This window comes from Polaribacter marinivivus, from assembly GCF_042651285.1.
GTDB lineage: Bacteria > Bacteroidota > Bacteroidia > Flavobacteriales > Flavobacteriaceae > Polaribacter > Polaribacter marinivivus.
Genome location: NZ_JBHSCY010000001.1, coordinates 1,001,835 through 1,018,123 on the forward strand (window position 1 = coordinate 1,001,835; position 16,289 = coordinate 1,018,123).

At 24.7% G+C, this 16,289-nt stretch carries 15 protein-coding genes; 13 read left to right on the plus strand and 2 right to left on the minus strand.

Annotated features, from left to right (window positions below; genetic code table 11):
* The 13 genes from ACFOWD_RS04695 (at position 1) to purD (ending at position 14,498) form a co-directional block, all read left to right on the plus strand.
* Positions 1–1,047, plus strand: a complete 1,047-nt coding sequence (locus ACFOWD_RS04695; RefSeq protein ID WP_377408527.1) for a hypothetical protein — start codon at positions 1–3, stop codon at positions 1,045–1,047.
* 174 nt (positions 1,048–1,221) lie between these two features.
* A complete protein-coding gene (rfbC, locus tag ACFOWD_RS04700) occupies positions 1,222–1,764 on the plus strand; it encodes a dTDP-4-dehydrorhamnose 3,5-epimerase (protein WP_377408529.1) in 543 nt (180 codons plus the stop codon).
* A gap of 44 nt (positions 1,765–1,808) precedes the next feature.
* On the plus strand, positions 1,809–3,272 hold the full coding sequence (locus ACFOWD_RS04705) for an oligosaccharide flippase family protein (RefSeq protein WP_377408531.1): 1,464 nt from the start codon (positions 1,809–1,811) through the stop codon (positions 3,270–3,272).
* An 81-nt stretch (positions 3,273–3,353) separates the two neighbouring features.
* Positions 3,354–4,475, plus strand: coding sequence for a glycosyltransferase family 4 protein (locus ACFOWD_RS04710; RefSeq protein ID WP_377408533.1), 1,122 nt, complete (start codon positions 3,354–3,356; stop codon positions 4,473–4,475).
* A gap of 12 nt (positions 4,476–4,487) precedes the next feature.
* Complete coding sequence (locus tag ACFOWD_RS04715; protein ID WP_377408535.1) at positions 4,488–5,813, plus strand: O-antigen ligase family protein; 1,326 nt, start codon at positions 4,488–4,490, stop codon at positions 5,811–5,813.
* Positions 5,791–7,017 carry an O-antigen ligase family protein gene (locus ACFOWD_RS04720; protein ID WP_377408537.1) on the plus strand — a complete coding sequence of 409 codons (1,227 nt, stop codon included), beginning with the start codon at positions 5,791–5,793 and terminating at the stop codon, positions 7,015–7,017. Before ACFOWD_RS04715 ends, ACFOWD_RS04720 begins: the two co-directional genes overlap by 23 nt.
* 5 nt (positions 7,018–7,022) lie before the next feature.
* Positions 7,023–8,084: a glycosyltransferase gene (locus ACFOWD_RS04725; RefSeq protein WP_377408539.1), complete on the plus strand. Its 1,062-nt coding sequence runs from the start codon at positions 7,023–7,025 to the stop codon at positions 8,082–8,084.
* A gap of 1 nt (position 8,085) precedes the next feature.
* Entirely contained in the window at positions 8,086–9,177 is a 1,092-nt protein-coding gene (locus ACFOWD_RS04730) for a glycosyltransferase family 4 protein (RefSeq protein ID WP_377408541.1), read from the plus strand.
* On the plus strand, positions 9,155–9,700 hold the full coding sequence (locus tag ACFOWD_RS04735; RefSeq protein ID WP_377408543.1) for a putative colanic acid biosynthesis acetyltransferase: 546 nt from the start codon (positions 9,155–9,157) through the stop codon (positions 9,698–9,700). Before ACFOWD_RS04730 ends, ACFOWD_RS04735 begins: the two co-directional genes overlap by 23 nt.
* Before the next feature lie 112 nt (positions 9,701–9,812).
* Positions 9,813–11,045, plus strand: coding sequence for a WcaI family glycosyltransferase (locus ACFOWD_RS04740; RefSeq protein WP_377408545.1), 1,233 nt, complete (start codon positions 9,813–9,815; stop codon positions 11,043–11,045).
* A complete protein-coding gene (locus tag ACFOWD_RS04745; RefSeq protein ID WP_377408547.1) occupies positions 11,045–12,403 on the plus strand; it encodes an exopolysaccharide biosynthesis polyprenyl glycosylphosphotransferase in 1,359 nt (452 codons plus the stop codon). The genes ACFOWD_RS04740 and ACFOWD_RS04745 overlap by 1 nt, the downstream gene beginning before the upstream one ends.
* Complete coding sequence (locus tag ACFOWD_RS04750) at positions 12,404–13,174, plus strand: glycosyl transferase family 2 (RefSeq protein ID WP_377408549.1); 771 nt, start codon at positions 12,404–12,406, stop codon at positions 13,172–13,174.
* Between the two features lie 49 nt (positions 13,175–13,223).
* Positions 13,224–14,498: a phosphoribosylamine--glycine ligase gene (gene purD, locus ACFOWD_RS04755; RefSeq protein ID WP_377408551.1), complete on the plus strand. Its 1,275-nt coding sequence runs from the start codon at positions 13,224–13,226 to the stop codon at positions 14,496–14,498.
* Here purD and ACFOWD_RS04760 read toward each other — a convergent pair whose 3' ends face one another.
* Both ACFOWD_RS04760 and ACFOWD_RS04765 read right to left on the minus strand, forming a co-directional pair.
* On the minus strand, positions 14,499–15,539 hold the full coding sequence (locus ACFOWD_RS04760) for a sensor histidine kinase (RefSeq protein ID WP_298991349.1): 1,041 nt from the start codon (positions 15,537–15,539) through the stop codon (positions 14,499–14,501). It lies immediately after the preceding gene.
* A gap of 5 nt (positions 15,540–15,544) precedes the next feature.
* The gene (locus ACFOWD_RS04765; protein ID WP_377408553.1) at positions 15,545–16,243 is read right to left on the minus strand and encodes a response regulator transcription factor; all 699 of its coding nucleotides are present in this window, start codon (positions 16,241–16,243) and stop codon (positions 15,545–15,547) included.
* Positions 16,244–16,289: the final 46 nt, after the last annotated feature.

Here is a 16,289-nt window from a genome sequence, read left to right on the forward strand (position 1 = left end):
ATGTCAACTAACCAAAAACAACAAAATAATGAAGAAGAGGTAGATTTAGGCTCTTTGTTTATTATTATTGGAAAAGGATTTTCAAAGTTTTTCAACTTCATTGGAAGTATATTTAAAGGCATTTTTGATTTTTTAATAGAAATATTACTATTCTTAAAAAAGAATTTTATTAAAATTGGTCTTGCTACCATTTTTGGTGCAATTTGTGGATTTTTCCTTCAATCTAATTCACCTGAAAAATATGGTTCAGATTTATTACTTGAACCTAACTTTAAAAGTGTAATGCAACTGTACAATAATATTCAATTTTATAATGATCTTGTAAAACAAAAAGATACTATTGGTCTTGTTAATACTTTTAACTTAAGTAAAGAAGACGCAGCATCATTAAAAAAGTTTACTGTAGAACCTATTGTAAATGAAAATGATATTATTAATGGGTATAATGAATTTATAACTGAGGTAGATACTACAACTGTTAGAAGTTATTCATTTGATGAATTTAAAGCCTCTTTTTCAGATTATGACTATAAAATTCATAAAGTACAAGTAATATCTGAAAAGAATAACGTTTTTAATAAGTTAGAAAATAAAATAATTTCTTCTATCGTAGAAAATAAATATTTTAAGAGATTAAAAGAACTTACCAATGAAAACTTAAACAGAACAGATTCTGTTTACAGAGAGAATTTAGCCCAAATAGATTCATTAAGAAAAGTTTATATGACTGTAATGATTGAAGAAGCAAAAAAACAGTCTACAGGGACAAGTATAGATTTAGGAGGAGAGAAAAGAACAACGAAAGAGCTTGAATTATTTGAAACTAACAGAAGAATAAACTCAGACTTAAAAGATTTAGCAGATCAAAAAGCAGCAGAATTTGAAGTTATTAACGTAATTTCTAATTTTCAGCCTGTTGGTTATGAAATTAAAGGAGTAACAAAGAACTACATTTTTATTTTAGGAGCTTTATCTGCAGCTTTAATGATTGTCTTTTTATTACTTTTAAAAATAAATAAATTTTTAGAAAATTATAAGAAGAATTAAAGATGAAAACTCTTCTTGTTACTGGTGGTGAAGGTTTTATAGGTTCAAATTTTATTTCTTTTTTTAAATAAAAATTAATTTTTAGAAGTGGATTTATAAATAAAAGTCAATTAAAAAAATTAGCTGAACCATTATTGAAAAGTGGTTATGGTAATAAACTTTTAGATATTTAGTATGATAATAGAAACCCCTTTTAAAGATTGTTTTATAATAAAGCCTGCTTTTTTTGAAGATGAAAGAGGGAGTTTCTTGTTAGAATATAATAAGAATCAACTAAAACAATTAACAGGCTTTGAAGGTGAATTCGTTATGGGTAATCAGTCCATATCTAAATATGGGGTAATAAGAGGATTGCATTTACAAAAAGGTGAATTTGCTCAGGCAAAATTAGTAAGAGTTATACAAGGTAAAATTTTAGATGTAGTTGTTGATGTTAGAATAAATTCTAAAACTTTTGGTAAAGTTTTTACTACTGAATTAAGTAAAGAAAACCAAAAGCAAATTTTAATACCAAGAGGATTTTTACATGGTTTTTCAGTGTTAGAAAATGATACTATAGTTGCTTACAGATGTGATAATTATTATAATCCTTTATCTGAAGATGGGGTAATTTACAATGATAAAAAATTGAATATTGATTGGAAAATTCCAAAGGATAAAATAATATTATCTAAAAAAGATATGCAATTAAAAGAATTCCATAAGTTTATAATATAATTTTGATTTTCATTAATTGATAGAATATCATAAAAATAAAAATATTGAAAATTAAAAACTTAAATAAACTAATTGATTCAGATATAAAATTAAAAATTGCAAATGGAGTCTTTTGGTCTTTCTTAGGTACATTTATTTCAAGAGGTCTTTTTTTTCTAACTACAATTTTTATAACTGATGTAGTAAGCTTAGAAGAGTATGGAGAAATAGGTATTATTAAGTCTATTATAGTAACATTTACTATGTTTAGTTTAGCTAGTTTTGGGGTAACAGCAACTAGATATATTGCTATTTATAAAGAAAAAGATTTATCTAGAGTTGGTAAAATACTATCCTTAACGCTTTTATCTACAGTCTTAGTAAGTCTAATTATTTTTATAGGTATTAATGCTTTTTCTACATATTTCAGTAGACATGTTATTAATAAAGAGGGTTTTACATTAGGTACTTTTTTAATTTCTATAGCAATACTTTTTTCTGCAATAAATGGTTACCAAAATGGAGCTTTAGCAGGATTTGAAAAATTTAAAAATATATCGATAATTAATATAATTAATGGTGTACTATCTATTCCAATTTTGTTTCTTTTAACTAAGTACTATGGTGTTCTAGGTTATTGTTTTGGTATGGCTCTCTTGTTTTTTATTCTTTTTATCTGCTCTCAAATATACCTTCAAAGAGCAGTAAAAGAAGTTGATATTAAATTAAATTTTTTTAATATTAAAAGCGAGTTTAAAATTATTAAAAAGTTTAGTATTCCTTCATTCCTAGGAGGTTTTATCATAAGTCCAACTATTTTAGTTTGTAATAACATTTTGGTTAAATCTAATAATGGTTTTGTAGCTATGGGTATTTATGAAGCTGCATTTAATTTTTCAATTATAGCTATGACTTTTAATTCTATGGTTGGGCAAGTTTTATATCCATTTGCTGTTAGATTATTTAATAAAAAAAATAAAAAGTTCGATTTTTTAAATTTGAATATGCCTTGGTTGATAGGTGTATTCTTAAGTCTTTTTTTAATATTTCTACCAGATTTCTTTACTTATATATTTGATGAAAAATATCATAACATTGAAATGTATAAAACAGTAATTTATATAGCTATTTTTATCATTTTTATAAGTCATAGACAAGGTATTTCAAGAAATTTAGCAGCTGTCAATAAAATGTGGTATGGTTTTTTTGATAATTTAATATGGGCATTTTTAGCAATTGTATTTACATTTTATTTTGTAGATAAAGGTGCACAAGGAAGAGCTCTAGCTTTTGTTTTGGCTTATTTAATAAATTCAATTTTTATTTTACCTTTTTACATTAAAAAAGAAATTATACAAAAGAATTTTATCTATTCTATACAAAGTATATCAATTTGGTCTTTAGTATTAGTTAGTTTTTGGATTACTACATTTAATTTAGACCTTTATTTAAGATTATTATTACTAATTTTATCATTAATATTTTTATGTTTTATTTCTGTTAACTGGTTTTTAAAATCTAAGAATTAAATCATTCAATTGTTATTATTAACAAGATATTTAATTTAAAAATTAATTTGGTCAAGAGGTTTTAAAACTTACCATTAAGTTATGTCAAAAAAAAAGACTCTATATATTATTTATTCTGAATTTTTCATCTATGAACAGAATAAAATCAGTATTGGAGGAATTCAAAATTATATACTTGGTTTAATAGAAGTTTTTCATATTAAATACAATATTAAGATAATACAAAAATCAAATCAATACTTTAAAAAAGAGTTTAAAGATTATACTGTACAAGGCTTTAAAATTAAAAAGAACCATAATTTGGGCAAGCAGTTATATAATAATATAAAGTCTAATTTAAATGATGAAGATTATATTATTTGGGCTTCAGATAGGATAGCTTGTAAAACAAACCATAATAAAACTGTTTCAATCCAACATGGTATTACATTTGATTTTTTAGATTATGAAAATATCAAAATAGGAAATATTTTGAAAAAGAGTTTACTACTATCTGTTACCTATCGTTTTTTCCAATATTTGAGTGCAGTCAAATATTTTTTAAGATCTAAAACAGTAGTTTGTGTAGATTATAATTTTTTAAATTGGATAAGAACAATTTTGCCAAGAAGTTATACTAATAGAGCTGTTGTTATTCCTAACTTCACAAAAATTCCAAATTTAAATGTACTAAAAGATACTACTGCTATTAATATTTTATTTGCTAGAAGATTTGTAGCATATAGAGGAGTCTTTGTGTTGTGTGAAGTTGTTAAAGCTATACTAAGCAAATACGACAATGTTAATTTTGGTATTTATGGTGAAGGTGTTCTTAATGATTATATTAAAAAAGAACTTGGTGATTTTAATAATGTAACAATTTCTAGTTTTAATTTTGATGAAGCTATTGATGTATCGTTAAATTATGATATTTCTATAGTGCCATCATTAGCAAGTGAAGGCACTTCTTTAAGTTTGTTAGAATCTATGGCTTGTGGTTGTGTTCCAATTGCTAGTAATATAGGAGGTATGACAAATATTTTAATAGATGGTTTTAATGGTTTTTTAGTAAATCCAACTGCTACTGATTTTGTTAAAAAAATAGAATACTTAATAAATAATCCTGATGAATTATTATCATTAAGTAAAAATGCTAGAGAAACATCTGTAAAAAGTTTTTCTTTTAGAAAATGGAAAATGGAATGGGAGCAAGTTCTGAAATAAGAAATTAAATATATGGAGCAAGTTTTAACTTATTCTTTATTTCTATTAATTGTTGTTATAACAGTAAAAAATTCTGCTATTTCTTTAGCGATATTACTAAATGTTGTTGTTTTTAGAGCTATCCCATATGTAGATTATAAGGCTCCTTATTATGGGTATTATAATGAGAATGATTTAATTTTAGGAGCTATATTACCAATTACTTGTTACATAATTATACTCTCTAAAATTTTTTTAAATAAATCTAAAATAAAATATCATACTGATGTTTTTGATTTGTTTATGCTAGTTTTAAGTATTGTCATGATTATATCTATTATATTTTCTCCAAATACTTTTAAATCAATTTATTACACCTGTATTTTTTTATTGCTTGCTTTGCCTTTATATTTGGTAACAAAAGTATATTTTTTAAATACTAAAAAATATAAAACAAGGTTTTTGCAATTTTTAAAGTCAATAGTAATTTTTGCAGTTGCTTTTTCTATAGTAAGTCTCTATCTACATAAAATTGCTAAATATCCATATGAAAGAATGACATTTCCTGGGGTATATCCAATTCCTTTTTGTCTTTTTCTTTGTACAGCTTTAATTATCTTATTATTATATTATATAAAACCATCATTTAAACTTCAACTTGCAAAAAAGAGTCGAATTTTATTCTCTTTACCTGTATTAGGAATCGTTTTATTTTCAATAATAAAAACAAATACCAGAGGTCCTGTTTTTGCAATGTTACTAACTGTAATAGTGTTATTTTTTATGTTCTTTAAAATAAAATTACATATTAAAATTATAATGAGTTTTTTAGCAAGTTTGTTTATTGGTTTTATAATATTTATTAGCGCATTTGATGTTCAAAAAATTGCAGTAAGATTTATCAATTTGGCTCCTAAAGATGCAGAATCTATTTCTCCAAGATTAATTGCATATCTAGATTCAATAAAACTTTTAATCTATAGACCCTGGGGAATTAGTGTTGGTACATTTGGTGATTTTTATTCAGATAAAAACTCATCTGCAGAAGAAACAGGTACATATGCTCATAATTTATTTATGGAATTAATTTCTAGTTTTGGAATTGTGGGTGCCTTATTGTCTTTTTTCTTTATTTATATTCTATTATTTGAATATAATTTTATTATAAGAAATCAAGAAAAGATTTTTTCAAATATCTATTTATTTACAGCTTTAGTACTTTTTATTTTCTTTTTCTTTGAAACTCAGTTTAGCTTTACTTTAAATACCCATAAAGGATTTTATATTGCTATGGCATTTTACAGCGTATTTAAATTTAAATTTATAAATTCTAAATATGAACATAAGAATTCCATTTAAAATAGATATTTCTAAAAATAGTTTTTTTGCAGTAATTGCTTTTTTGCTTTTTGGGCTCATCCCTTTAACTTCTCAAAAATTAGAAGCTGTTTTTGTTGCCATTTTTATTTTTTTATTAATTGTCCAGAATTTTTTTAATGTAAATGAAGAAAAAAAAGAAGTTAAATTTTATACAATAAATACTTTACTGTTTTTAGTTTTATTATTTACATTTTTTGATGGTTTTGATTATTTAGCATACAAGAAATTAGAGCAATTGGTTTCTTTATTAATTTTTCCTATAATATTTTATTTATTAAGTAATCAAAAAAGGAATGAAGTAAATAAGTTATTTAAGATTTGGCAGTATACCTTTCTAGGTTCAACTTTATTATTAGTATTTGTTGTTTATTATCTTGTTTATAATTATTCAAACCCAAGGTATCCAAATTTTGATTCAAATCTTTTTAAAGCTGCTTTATCAGATTCTTCTTTTTTTTCAAGAGATCCAGCATATATATCTATGTTTATGAATGTTGCAATTTTAATATGTTTAGATTTTTTAAATAAAGCTTCAAAAAAAATAAACAAGGTCTATTTATTTTTAATTATTATTTTCCTTTTAATTCCGATATTTCTTTTCTCATCTAAAATTGCTATTCTTGGTTTAGTTACATGTTCAATAATTTATATAATTATTAGCTTTAAAAAAGAAAGACTACCAATAATAATAAGTTTATGTCTACTTTTTTTTACAACAATATTTTTATTACCATCGAAATTAAATAGGTTTACAGATTTGTTTAGTAATAATATATTAAAAAGAAATGTAGAATATAACTCTACATTTGTTCATAAAGAAACAATTAAATGCTCTTACGATATTTTTAAATCAAACTTTTTGTTTGGAGTTGGATTAGAAAATACAAATACTAGTGTAAACAATTGTGTAAGAAAAACTTTTACATATAATGAAGGAGTTATTTATAACCCACATAATCAATATTTAGGATTTGCTTTACATTCTGGAATTTTAGCCTTATTGATATTTATATATGTCATATATAATGGTTTAAGATTAAGTTATAAGAATAATAAGTTTTTATTTTTGACAGTAGTTTACTTTTGTGTATTTTTTTTTACTGAAAATGTTTTAGAAAGACAATCTGGATTAGTTTTATTTTGTTTTTTATTTAACACAATACCATTAATTAAAAGCAAATAAAAAGAATGAATATCATAATTCAAACCTGTGTTCCATCTTATAGATTGAATTTTTTTAATTTTATAACTTCAAATTCTAAGTCAGTTAAAATAATTGCAGGTAAATATTTTTATTCAAAATCTATTGTTTCAGATCCATCAACAAAATCAGTAATTTGGGTAAAGAATTATTTTTTCTTTAAAAGAAAAATTTTGTTTCAAAATATCCCTTTTTTTAAAGTGTTAAAAGCTGATAATGTTGTCATAGAATTTAATTTAAATAACATAACATTTTACATTGTTTTTTTCTTAAGGGTATTACTCAATAAACCAGTTTATCTATGGGGGCATGCATGGTCTAGAAAAGGACCAAAATCGAAATCAGAATATTTACGTAAATTTTTTAAAAAAACATCTACAGGTTATATTACTTATACACTAAAGCAACAAAAAGAATTAGAGTCACAAATAAGTAGTTTAAAAACATTTGCAGCACCTAATGCTATTTATTTTAAAGAAGAAATGTCACCAAAACATTCAGATCAAAATGATATACTAAATTTTATTTATGTTGGTAGACTAGTTGAGGAGAAGAAAATTTCATTGCTTGTAAAGTCTTTTCATAATATAATTGATAATTTACCAATTAATGTAAAATTAATAATAATTGGTGCAGGACCTGAATTTGATTCAATCAAACATTATATTGAATTAAACAACCTCAAAAATAGAGTAGAGTTGTTAGGAGAAATTTCTAATTATAATGATTTAAGAGATTATTATTCAAAAAGTATTGCAAGTATTTCTCCAGGTTATGTTGGTTTGTCAATAACACAAAGTTTAGGTTTTGGTGTTCCAATGCTTATTTCTAGAACAGAAAAACATTCTCCAGAAATAGAAGCTTCAATAGAAGGTTTTAATTCAATTTTTTTTGAAACAGATAATCAAACAGATTTAGGAGAAAAATTATTATCATTTTTTTTAAATAAAGAAAAATGGATTCAAAAAAGAAATCAAATTTCAGAAAAATGTAAAGAGCTATATTCAATAGAAAGAATGACAAGTCCCTTTATTTCAATTTTTAAATAGAATGAAAAAAGTATTAATTATTGGGCCATTTCCAAAACCTATTTCTGGTGTAGCATTAGCAAATAGTGTTTTAAAAAAAACTTTAGATAAATCAAATTTATTTAAAACCCAAATCATAAATACTTCTTTGCCTTTTTTTGAAGAATCTATTGGTAAATTTTCTTTTAAAAAATTCTTTTTTTTTATTTCTTTAAATTTTAAAGTATTAAAAGTTTTTAATGCAAATAAAATTTATATAACACCAGGTCAATCTTTTTTTGGAGTTGCAAAGTATTCCCTTTTTATTCTTTTGGCATTTGTTTTAAAGAAAGAATTAATTATTCACGTTCATGGAAATTATCTAGGTACAGAATATAAATTGTTAAAAGGTTTTAAAAAGAAATATTTTTATTTTTTACTATCAAAATTTAATAAGGGAATTGTATTATCTGAATCTTTATTAAAAAATTTAACACCATTTATAAGTAAAGAAAATATTTATGTGGTTTATAATTTTGCAGAAAATTTTCTCTATGATAAAGATCATACTAAAGACTTTTCTAAACTAAAAATTACTTTTTTAAGTAACTTAATGGAGGAAAAAGGGATACTATATTTATTAGATACATTACTTGAGTTAGAAAAGAAAAACATCAATTATTCTGCTAGGATTGCTGGTAATATTGACGAATCTTTAAAAGAAAAAATTAATAGTAAGATTGATAAACTAGAGCATACTAAATATATAGGTATTGTTTATGATAACCAGAAAAAAGAACTATTAGATTGGAGTAATATATTTATACTACCTACGTTTTATAAAATGGAAGGTCAGCCAATTTCTATTCTAGAGGCTTTAGCTACTAAAAATGTAATTATTACAACAAATCATTCTGGAATACCAGATATAATAACCTCAGAAGTAAATGGTTTTATAGTAAGGCCTAAAAATGTATCAGATATCATAGAAAAACTAGTGATTCTTGATAATGATAAAACTAAAATTAAAACTATTGCAGAAAGTAACAGAAAGTATTTTTTAAATAACTTTACTTTAAATAAGTTTCAAACAAAAATCATAAAAGTAATAAATGAAAGTCCAAGAATTAGATAAGTTTAAATTACCAAAAAATTTTAGACGAAGAAATGCCTTTATTGTTCAAATTTGGTGGTTAGTACAAAGTCTTTTGTTTAGAACTTCACCTCAATTTCTATATGGATACAGGAGATTTTTGCTTAGGTTGTTTGGAGCTAAAATTGGTAAAAAAGTTATCTTAAGACCCACTGTAAAAATTACATATCCTTGGAAAATTTCAATTGGTGATTATTCTTGGATTGGTGATGATGTAGATTTATATTCTTTAGGAGAAATAGAGATTGGTGAAAATGTTGTTATATCTCAAAAATCTTATTTATGCACGGGTTCTCATGATTATAAAAATTCAGAATTTCCTATTTATGCAAAAAAAATAATAATAGAAGATGAATGCTGGATAGCAACAGATGTTTTTATTGCTCCAGGAGTAAATATTAAAAAAGGGACATTAGTAGGCGCAAGAAGTAGTGTTTATTCAGATTTAAAAAGTAATAAAATTTACATTGGTAATCCTGCAAAAGAAATAAAAGATAGAGTCTAGTTTTTTATCAGTTTTTATTCTATCATCTCTTCTAGAAACCCTTTAAATTTTGATAAATAATAGTATTTTTGAGCAGTTTTAAATATTTAACGTATAATCAATAGTTTCTACTTTGAAAAAGAAAATTACTATTATTGGAATCAATTATTTTCCAGAAGATACAGCTATTGGATTATATACATCACAGCTTGCAGAATATTTAAATCTGAGTAATATTGATGTTACTGTAATTACTGGATTTCCTTATTATCCTGCATGGAGAATTCATGAAAAGTATAGATCAAAAAAAAGATTTTTAGAGGAAAATATAAATGGTATAAGAGTTTTAAGATATAAGCAATATGTGCCCAAAAAACCAACCTTTATAAAAAGAATTCTACATTTATTAGATTTTTCACTAGGTACGCTCTTTAATATTTTTAAAGTAAAAAAAACAGATGTTATACTATGTGTAGTACCTTTTATAGGAAGTGTTTTTTTAGGAAAAATATTATCTAAATTAAAAGGAGCTAAGTTGTGGGTACATATTCAGGACTTTGAGTTTGATGCAGTATCTGATTCTAATTTGATAGAAAATAAAACTAACAGTAACTTTATATTTAAGGCATTATTTAGGGTTGAGAAAAAGCTTTTAAAATCAGCAGATTTTTTGAGTACTATAAGTACTTCAATGATTTTAAAACTTAAAAATAAGGTTAATACAGAAACTAATAATAAAAAACTTTTACCTAATTGGGTAGATGCTAATTTTATTAAGCCAGATAATTATAAAACTCATCAATTTTTATCATCAACAAAATTTAAAATTTTATATTCTGGAAATATTGGTGAAAAACAAGATTGGAATTTTTTTATAGATTTTGTTAAGAAACTAGAACCTATAAAAGATATTGAAATTATTGTTGTTGGTAATGGTAGTAAAAGAATTTGGCTTGAGGAAAACTTGTTAGATTTTGATAATATTTATTTTTATAGTCCAGTAGATTATTCAGAATTATCAAATTTATTGTGTAGTGCAGATTTACATGTATTGTTTCAAAAAAATAATGTGATAGATACAGTTATGCCATCAAAGATTTTAGCAATGATGTCTAGTGAAAAGCCTTCATTAATTACTGGAAATTTAAAATCAGAAGTATCATCAATAATAAAAGAATCTAAAGCTGGTAAGTATTTTGAAACATATAATATAAATGAAGTTGTGGATTTTGTTATTGAATTAAAGGATAATAAAAATTTACAAGTAGAATATGGAGGAAATGCAAGGGAATTTGTGAAAAACAACTTTTCAAAAACAAAAATTCTAAATCAATTTAAAGAAGTTTTTTTTAAGTTAGCAGAATAGTGATAAAGAGGATAAAAAAATATTCAAGTTTAATAAGACCATTAATCATTTTATTTGATTTAATAGTTATAAATGTTGTTGTCTATTTTTTTTCAGATAAACAGTTTTTTAATCTAAAGTTCTCAATTTACCTAAGTATTTTTTGGCTGCTAATTTCTTATTATACAAAGTTTTATAACGTATATAGATATACTCACGTTTTAAGATTAATAACACTAATTTTATCTCAATTCTTTGTTTTTTTATTGGCCTTTTTTGCATACTTCACCATTTTTGAAGAAGGTCAAATTGTAAACAAACAATCTAACATTGTATTTTATTTTGTAAGCATAATTACACTTTTTAAGTTTATTTTTTTCTTCCTATTAAAATCCTACAGATTAAGTGGAAATAATTATAGAAATGTTGTTGTATTTGGAAAAAGTAAATCAGCACAAAACATTGCATCTATTTTCGAGAAAAGGCAAGATTTAGGATATAGGTTTAGAGGCTTTTTTACTGATAAAACAAATGTAACAGGTCATTCAGGAACTATTGAACAGGGTTTAGATTATATCTTAAAAGAAGATATAGACGAGGTTTATTGTGAAGAAAGTTCTATGAGTAGAGAAAAGTTTAAGCAGATTAGAATATTCTGTAATAAACATAAAATAGATTTTAGTTTAGTACCAGAAAATAAAGCAATTTATAGTAAAGATTTTATTCTTGAATATTATGGTACTATACCAGTTTTAAAACCAAAACAATTACCTTTTGAGCGTATAGAAACACATATATTAAAAAGATTTTTTGATGTAATTTTTTCTTTTTTTGTTTGTCTATTGATACTTTCTTGGTTGTTACCTATTTTATGGATTATTGTAAAATTAAATTCAAAAGGAAATTTTTTATTTAAACAAAAAAGAGATGGAGCTAATGGAAAACAATTTTATTGTTATAAAATTAGATCAATGAAAAATAATGTTCTGGCAGATAAAATTTCGACAACAAAAGATGATTCTAGAATTACATCAGTTGGTTCTTTTTTAAGAAGAACAAGCTTAGATGAGTTACCCCAATTTTTCAATGTTTTAAAAGGAGATATGAGTGTAGTTGGTCCAAGACCACATATGAATATTCAAACAAAGAAATATTTAAACGAAATAGATAATTACATAATTAGGAACTCAGTAAAACCTGGTATTACTGGGTTAGCTCAAGTCTCAGGATATAGAGGAGAAGTTAAAGAAAAATCAGATATTGAAAATAGAGTTCGTTTAGATATTTTTTATATAGAAAACTGGTCTTTCTTTTTAGATATTAAAATTATTTTACAAACTCTTTTAAGTGTTTTTAAAGAAGAAGAAAAAGCTTATTAGATGGATGAAAAATTTGCTATAACAGCCTCAATTGTTTTATATAAAGAAAACCTAGAAGAGCTTACAAAAACAATAAACTGTTTTTTAAATACCCCTTTAAAAAAGAAACTTTACCTAATTGATAATAATAAAGATAGACGATTCGAAAATTTATATAGTTATGAAGAAGTTGAGTATATAGCTGTTGGTAAAAATATTGGATTTGGAGCAGGGCACAATATAATTTTAGAACAAATAAAGACATTGTCTAAACATCATTTAATTTTAAACCCCGATGTTTATTTCACTTCAAATGTAATACCAAACTTAATATCAAAACTAGACAGACATGAAATAGTTTCTATGATTGCTCCAAAAGTTTTATTTCCTGATGGAATGCATCAATTTTCTTGTAGAAGGTATCCAAAAATTCCTGAACTGTTAGCAAGAAGATTTCCATTTCTAAAACCTCTTTTTAATTCATATATAGAAAAAGGGAAATATAATGATAAACAATTGGAATATTCATTTTTCGCAGATTATATAACTGGTTGCTTTCATTTATATAAAACAGAAGACTTAATCAAAGTTGGTGGTTTTGATGAACGTTATTTTCTTTATATGGAAGATGTTGATATTTGTAAGAAAATAGAAAAAATAGATAAACAAAAGCTATATTACCCTAAAGAAGAAATAATACATGTTTTAAAGCAGGGCTCATCTAAAGATTTTAACCTGTTTATAATGCATATTAACTCAGCAATTAAATATTTTTTAAAGTGGGGTTTTTAGCATTCTGATATTTTTTAAAATATATTTGCAAAATCATTAATATTATAAAATGAACGTACTTATTTTAGGTTCTGGAGGAAGAGAACACGCATTTACATTAAAACTATCTGAAAGTAAAAAAATTAACAAACTATTTGTTGCTCCTGGAAATGCAGGAACAAACAAAATAGCGATAAATGTTGATGTAAATCCAACAGATTTTGATGGTATTAAGAATTTAGTACTTAATGAAGACATTAAAATGGTGGTTGTTGGTCCAGAAGCTCCACTAGTAGAAGGTGTACACGATTTTTTCTTATCAGATGAACAACTTAAAAATATTCCTGTTATTGGACCTAAAAAAGATGGTGCTCTTTTAGAAGGAAGTAAAGATTTTTCAAAGCAGTTCATGCAAAAACATAATATACCAACTGCAAAATATCAATCTTTCACTAAAGATAATTTACAAGAAGGTTATGCATTCTTAGAAACATTAAAACCTCCATTTGTTTTAAAAGCAGACGGATTAGCTGCAGGTAAAGGAGTTCTTATTTTAAATTCTTTAGAAGAAGCTAAAAAGGAATTAAAAGAAATGGTTTCTAATCAAAAATTTGGAGAAGCTTCATCTACTGTTGTTATCGAAGAATTTTTAAAAGGAATAGAATTATCTGTTTTTGTATTAACTGATGGTATTGATTATAAAATTTTGCCTTCAGCTAAAGATTACAAAAGAATTGGAGAAGGTGACAAGGGATTAAATACTGGAGGAATGGGAGCAATATCTCCTGTGCCATTTGCAGATGATGCTTTTCTTAAAAAAGTTGAAGATTTAATCGTAAAACCAACTGTTGATGGTTTGCGAAAAGATGGAATAGATTATAGAGGATTCATTTTTATTGGATTAATGAATGATAATGGAAATCCATCTGTTGTTGAGTATAATGTAAGGATGGGAGATCCTGAAACAGAAGTTGTTTTACCAAGAATTGAATCAGATTTATTAGATTTATTTGAGGGTGTTGCAAACCAAAATTTAGGAGAAAAATCATTTTCTATTACATCAAAAACTGCTACTACTGTTATGCTAGTTTCTGGAGGTTATCCTGAGGCTTATGAAAAAAATAAAGAAATTAATGGTTTAGAGAACATTAATGAATCTATCGTTTTTCATGCAGGTACTTCTTTAAAAGAAGATAAAGTACTAACAAATGGTGGTAGAGTTATGGCTATTACTTCATTTGGAGAAAATATTCAAGAGGCATTAGATAAAAGTTATGCATCAATAAAAAAAATTCATTTTGATAAAATGAATTTTAGAAAAGATATTGGTTTTGATTTACTTTAATTAGGTAGCTTTTTCTAGAGTAAAAGAAAATTCAGAACCTTCACCATAAGTACTTTTCAAAAGTATATTTTCATTGTGAGCTTCTACAATATGTTTTACAATAGATAATCCTAAACCAGAACCACCTTGTTCTCTAGATCTACTTTGATCTACTCTATAGAAGCGCTCAAATAAACGTGATAGGTGTTCTTGTTTAATACCTTCACCATTATCAATTACCTTGATAATAAACTTTTTATCATTATAACTTTCAATAGCAACTATAGTACTTCCATTAGGTTTACCATACTTAATTGAATTAACTATTAAGTTAATTAGTACTTGTTCTATTTTTTCTATATCACCTTTTACAAAAACAGGAAATTCATAAACTTTATCAAAAAGAAGAGAAATATTTCTTTTTTTAGCTTTCATTTCAAACAAATCAAAAACATTTTGAACAAGTTCAAGTATATTAAAAGGTTCAATTTTAAGTTTTAAACCTTCGTTTTCTAACTTAGCAATCATGTCTAAATCTTTGATTACGGCTGTTAACCTCTCTACACCTTTATTGGCTCTTTCTAAGTATTTGGCTCTTATTTTTTTATCATTAATTGCACCTTCTAATAACGTTAAAATATACCCTTGAACTGTAAAAAGTGGAGTTTTAAGTTCGTGAGCAACATTCCCTAAAAAGTCTCTTCTAAATGAATCTCTTTCTGTTAAGTTTTTGATTTCCAATCTTTTTCCATCTACATATTTCTGCATACTTTTAGATAATTGATCTATATCTGTAGTAGCATTTTCTCTTTTTAAATCTTTTGCATTTAAAATAGAAACTTCTTCATATATCTTTTTTAATCGTCTATAGATAAAATGTTCAGCTCTATACTGAATAATAAAAAATGAAACAAAAAATAGAACAATTACAGACAATATTATGGTTTTAACACCAAAATGTTTAATTATAAAAAAATAAGAAACACCTGCTATAATAACAGATAAAAGTGTTAAATAAATTGCAGACCAAAGCGCATAAGAATATGTCTTTTTAACTTTCAATAGATTTATTTTTCTGTATTAGTGAGTACAAATTTATAACCTACTCCTTTAACAGTTTTAAAATGATTGTCTCCAATTTTTTCTCTTAATTTTCGAATATGAACATCTATAGTTCTACCACCTACAACAACTTCATTTCCCCAAACAGTATCTAAAATTACTTCTCTTTTAAAAACTTTATTTGGTTTAGAAGTTAAAAGAGAAAATAGTTCAAACTCTTTTCTTGGTAAAGAAATTTTTTCTCCAGATTTATAAACCACATATTCTTCTCTATCAATAACAATGTCTCCAATTTTTAAAGAATCTTCAGAGTTTTTTTCAGTCTTTAATCTTCTTAATAAAGATTTTATTTTACTTACTAAAACTTTTGGTTTTATAGGTTTTGTAATATAGTCATCAGCACCAGCTTCAAAACCAGCAACTTGAGAGTAGTCTTCTCCTCTTGCCGTTAAAAAAGCAATAATTACATTTTCTAGAGAATTAATTTTTCTAATTTTTTCGCAGGCTTCTATACCATCCATTTCTGGCATCATGATATCTAGCAATATTAAATGCGGATTATGTTTTTTAGCAAATTTTATGGCTTCTTGACCATTTTCTGCAGTAATAACTTGGTAGCCTTCGTTTTTTAGATTATACCCAACAATTTCTAAAATATCAGGCTCATCGTCTACTAAAAGAATTTTAATATCTCCTTTATTCATAATATTATGATTGATAACTCAAAAATAGCGATAATTATAGAATAAT

Excerpts from the sequence above, each read along its gene's own strand:
- ACFOWD_RS04695 (WP_377408527.1), top strand. The coding sequence starts at position 1 with ATGTCAACTAACCAAAAACAACAAAATAATGAAGAAGAGGTAGATTTA.
- rfbC (WP_377408529.1), top strand. The coding sequence starts at position 1,222 with ATGATAATAGAAACCCCTTTTAAAGATTGTTTTATAATAAAGCCTGCT.
- ACFOWD_RS04710 (WP_377408533.1), top strand. The coding sequence starts at position 3,354 with ATGTCAAAAAAAAAGACTCTATATATTATTTATTCTGAATTTTTCATC.
- ACFOWD_RS04715 (WP_377408535.1), top strand. The coding sequence starts at position 4,488 with ATGGAGCAAGTTTTAACTTATTCTTTATTTCTATTAATTGTTGTTATA.
- ACFOWD_RS04720 (WP_377408537.1), top strand. The coding sequence starts at position 5,791 with ATGAACATAAGAATTCCATTTAAAATAGATATTTCTAAAAATAGTTTT.
- ACFOWD_RS04725 (WP_377408539.1), top strand. The coding sequence starts at position 7,023 with ATGAATATCATAATTCAAACCTGTGTTCCATCTTATAGATTGAATTTT.
- ACFOWD_RS04730 (WP_377408541.1), top strand. The coding sequence starts at position 8,086 with ATGAAAAAAGTATTAATTATTGGGCCATTTCCAAAACCTATTTCTGGT.
- ACFOWD_RS04735 (WP_377408543.1), top strand. The coding sequence starts at position 9,155 with ATGAAAGTCCAAGAATTAGATAAGTTTAAATTACCAAAAAATTTTAGA.
- ACFOWD_RS04750 (WP_377408549.1), top strand. The coding sequence starts at position 12,404 with ATGGATGAAAAATTTGCTATAACAGCCTCAATTGTTTTATATAAAGAA.
- purD (WP_377408551.1), top strand. The coding sequence starts at position 13,224 with ATGAACGTACTTATTTTAGGTTCTGGAGGAAGAGAACACGCATTTACA.
- ACFOWD_RS04765 (WP_377408553.1), bottom strand. The coding sequence starts at position 16,243 with ATGAATAAAGGAGATATTAAAATTCTTTTAGTAGACGATGAGCCTGAT.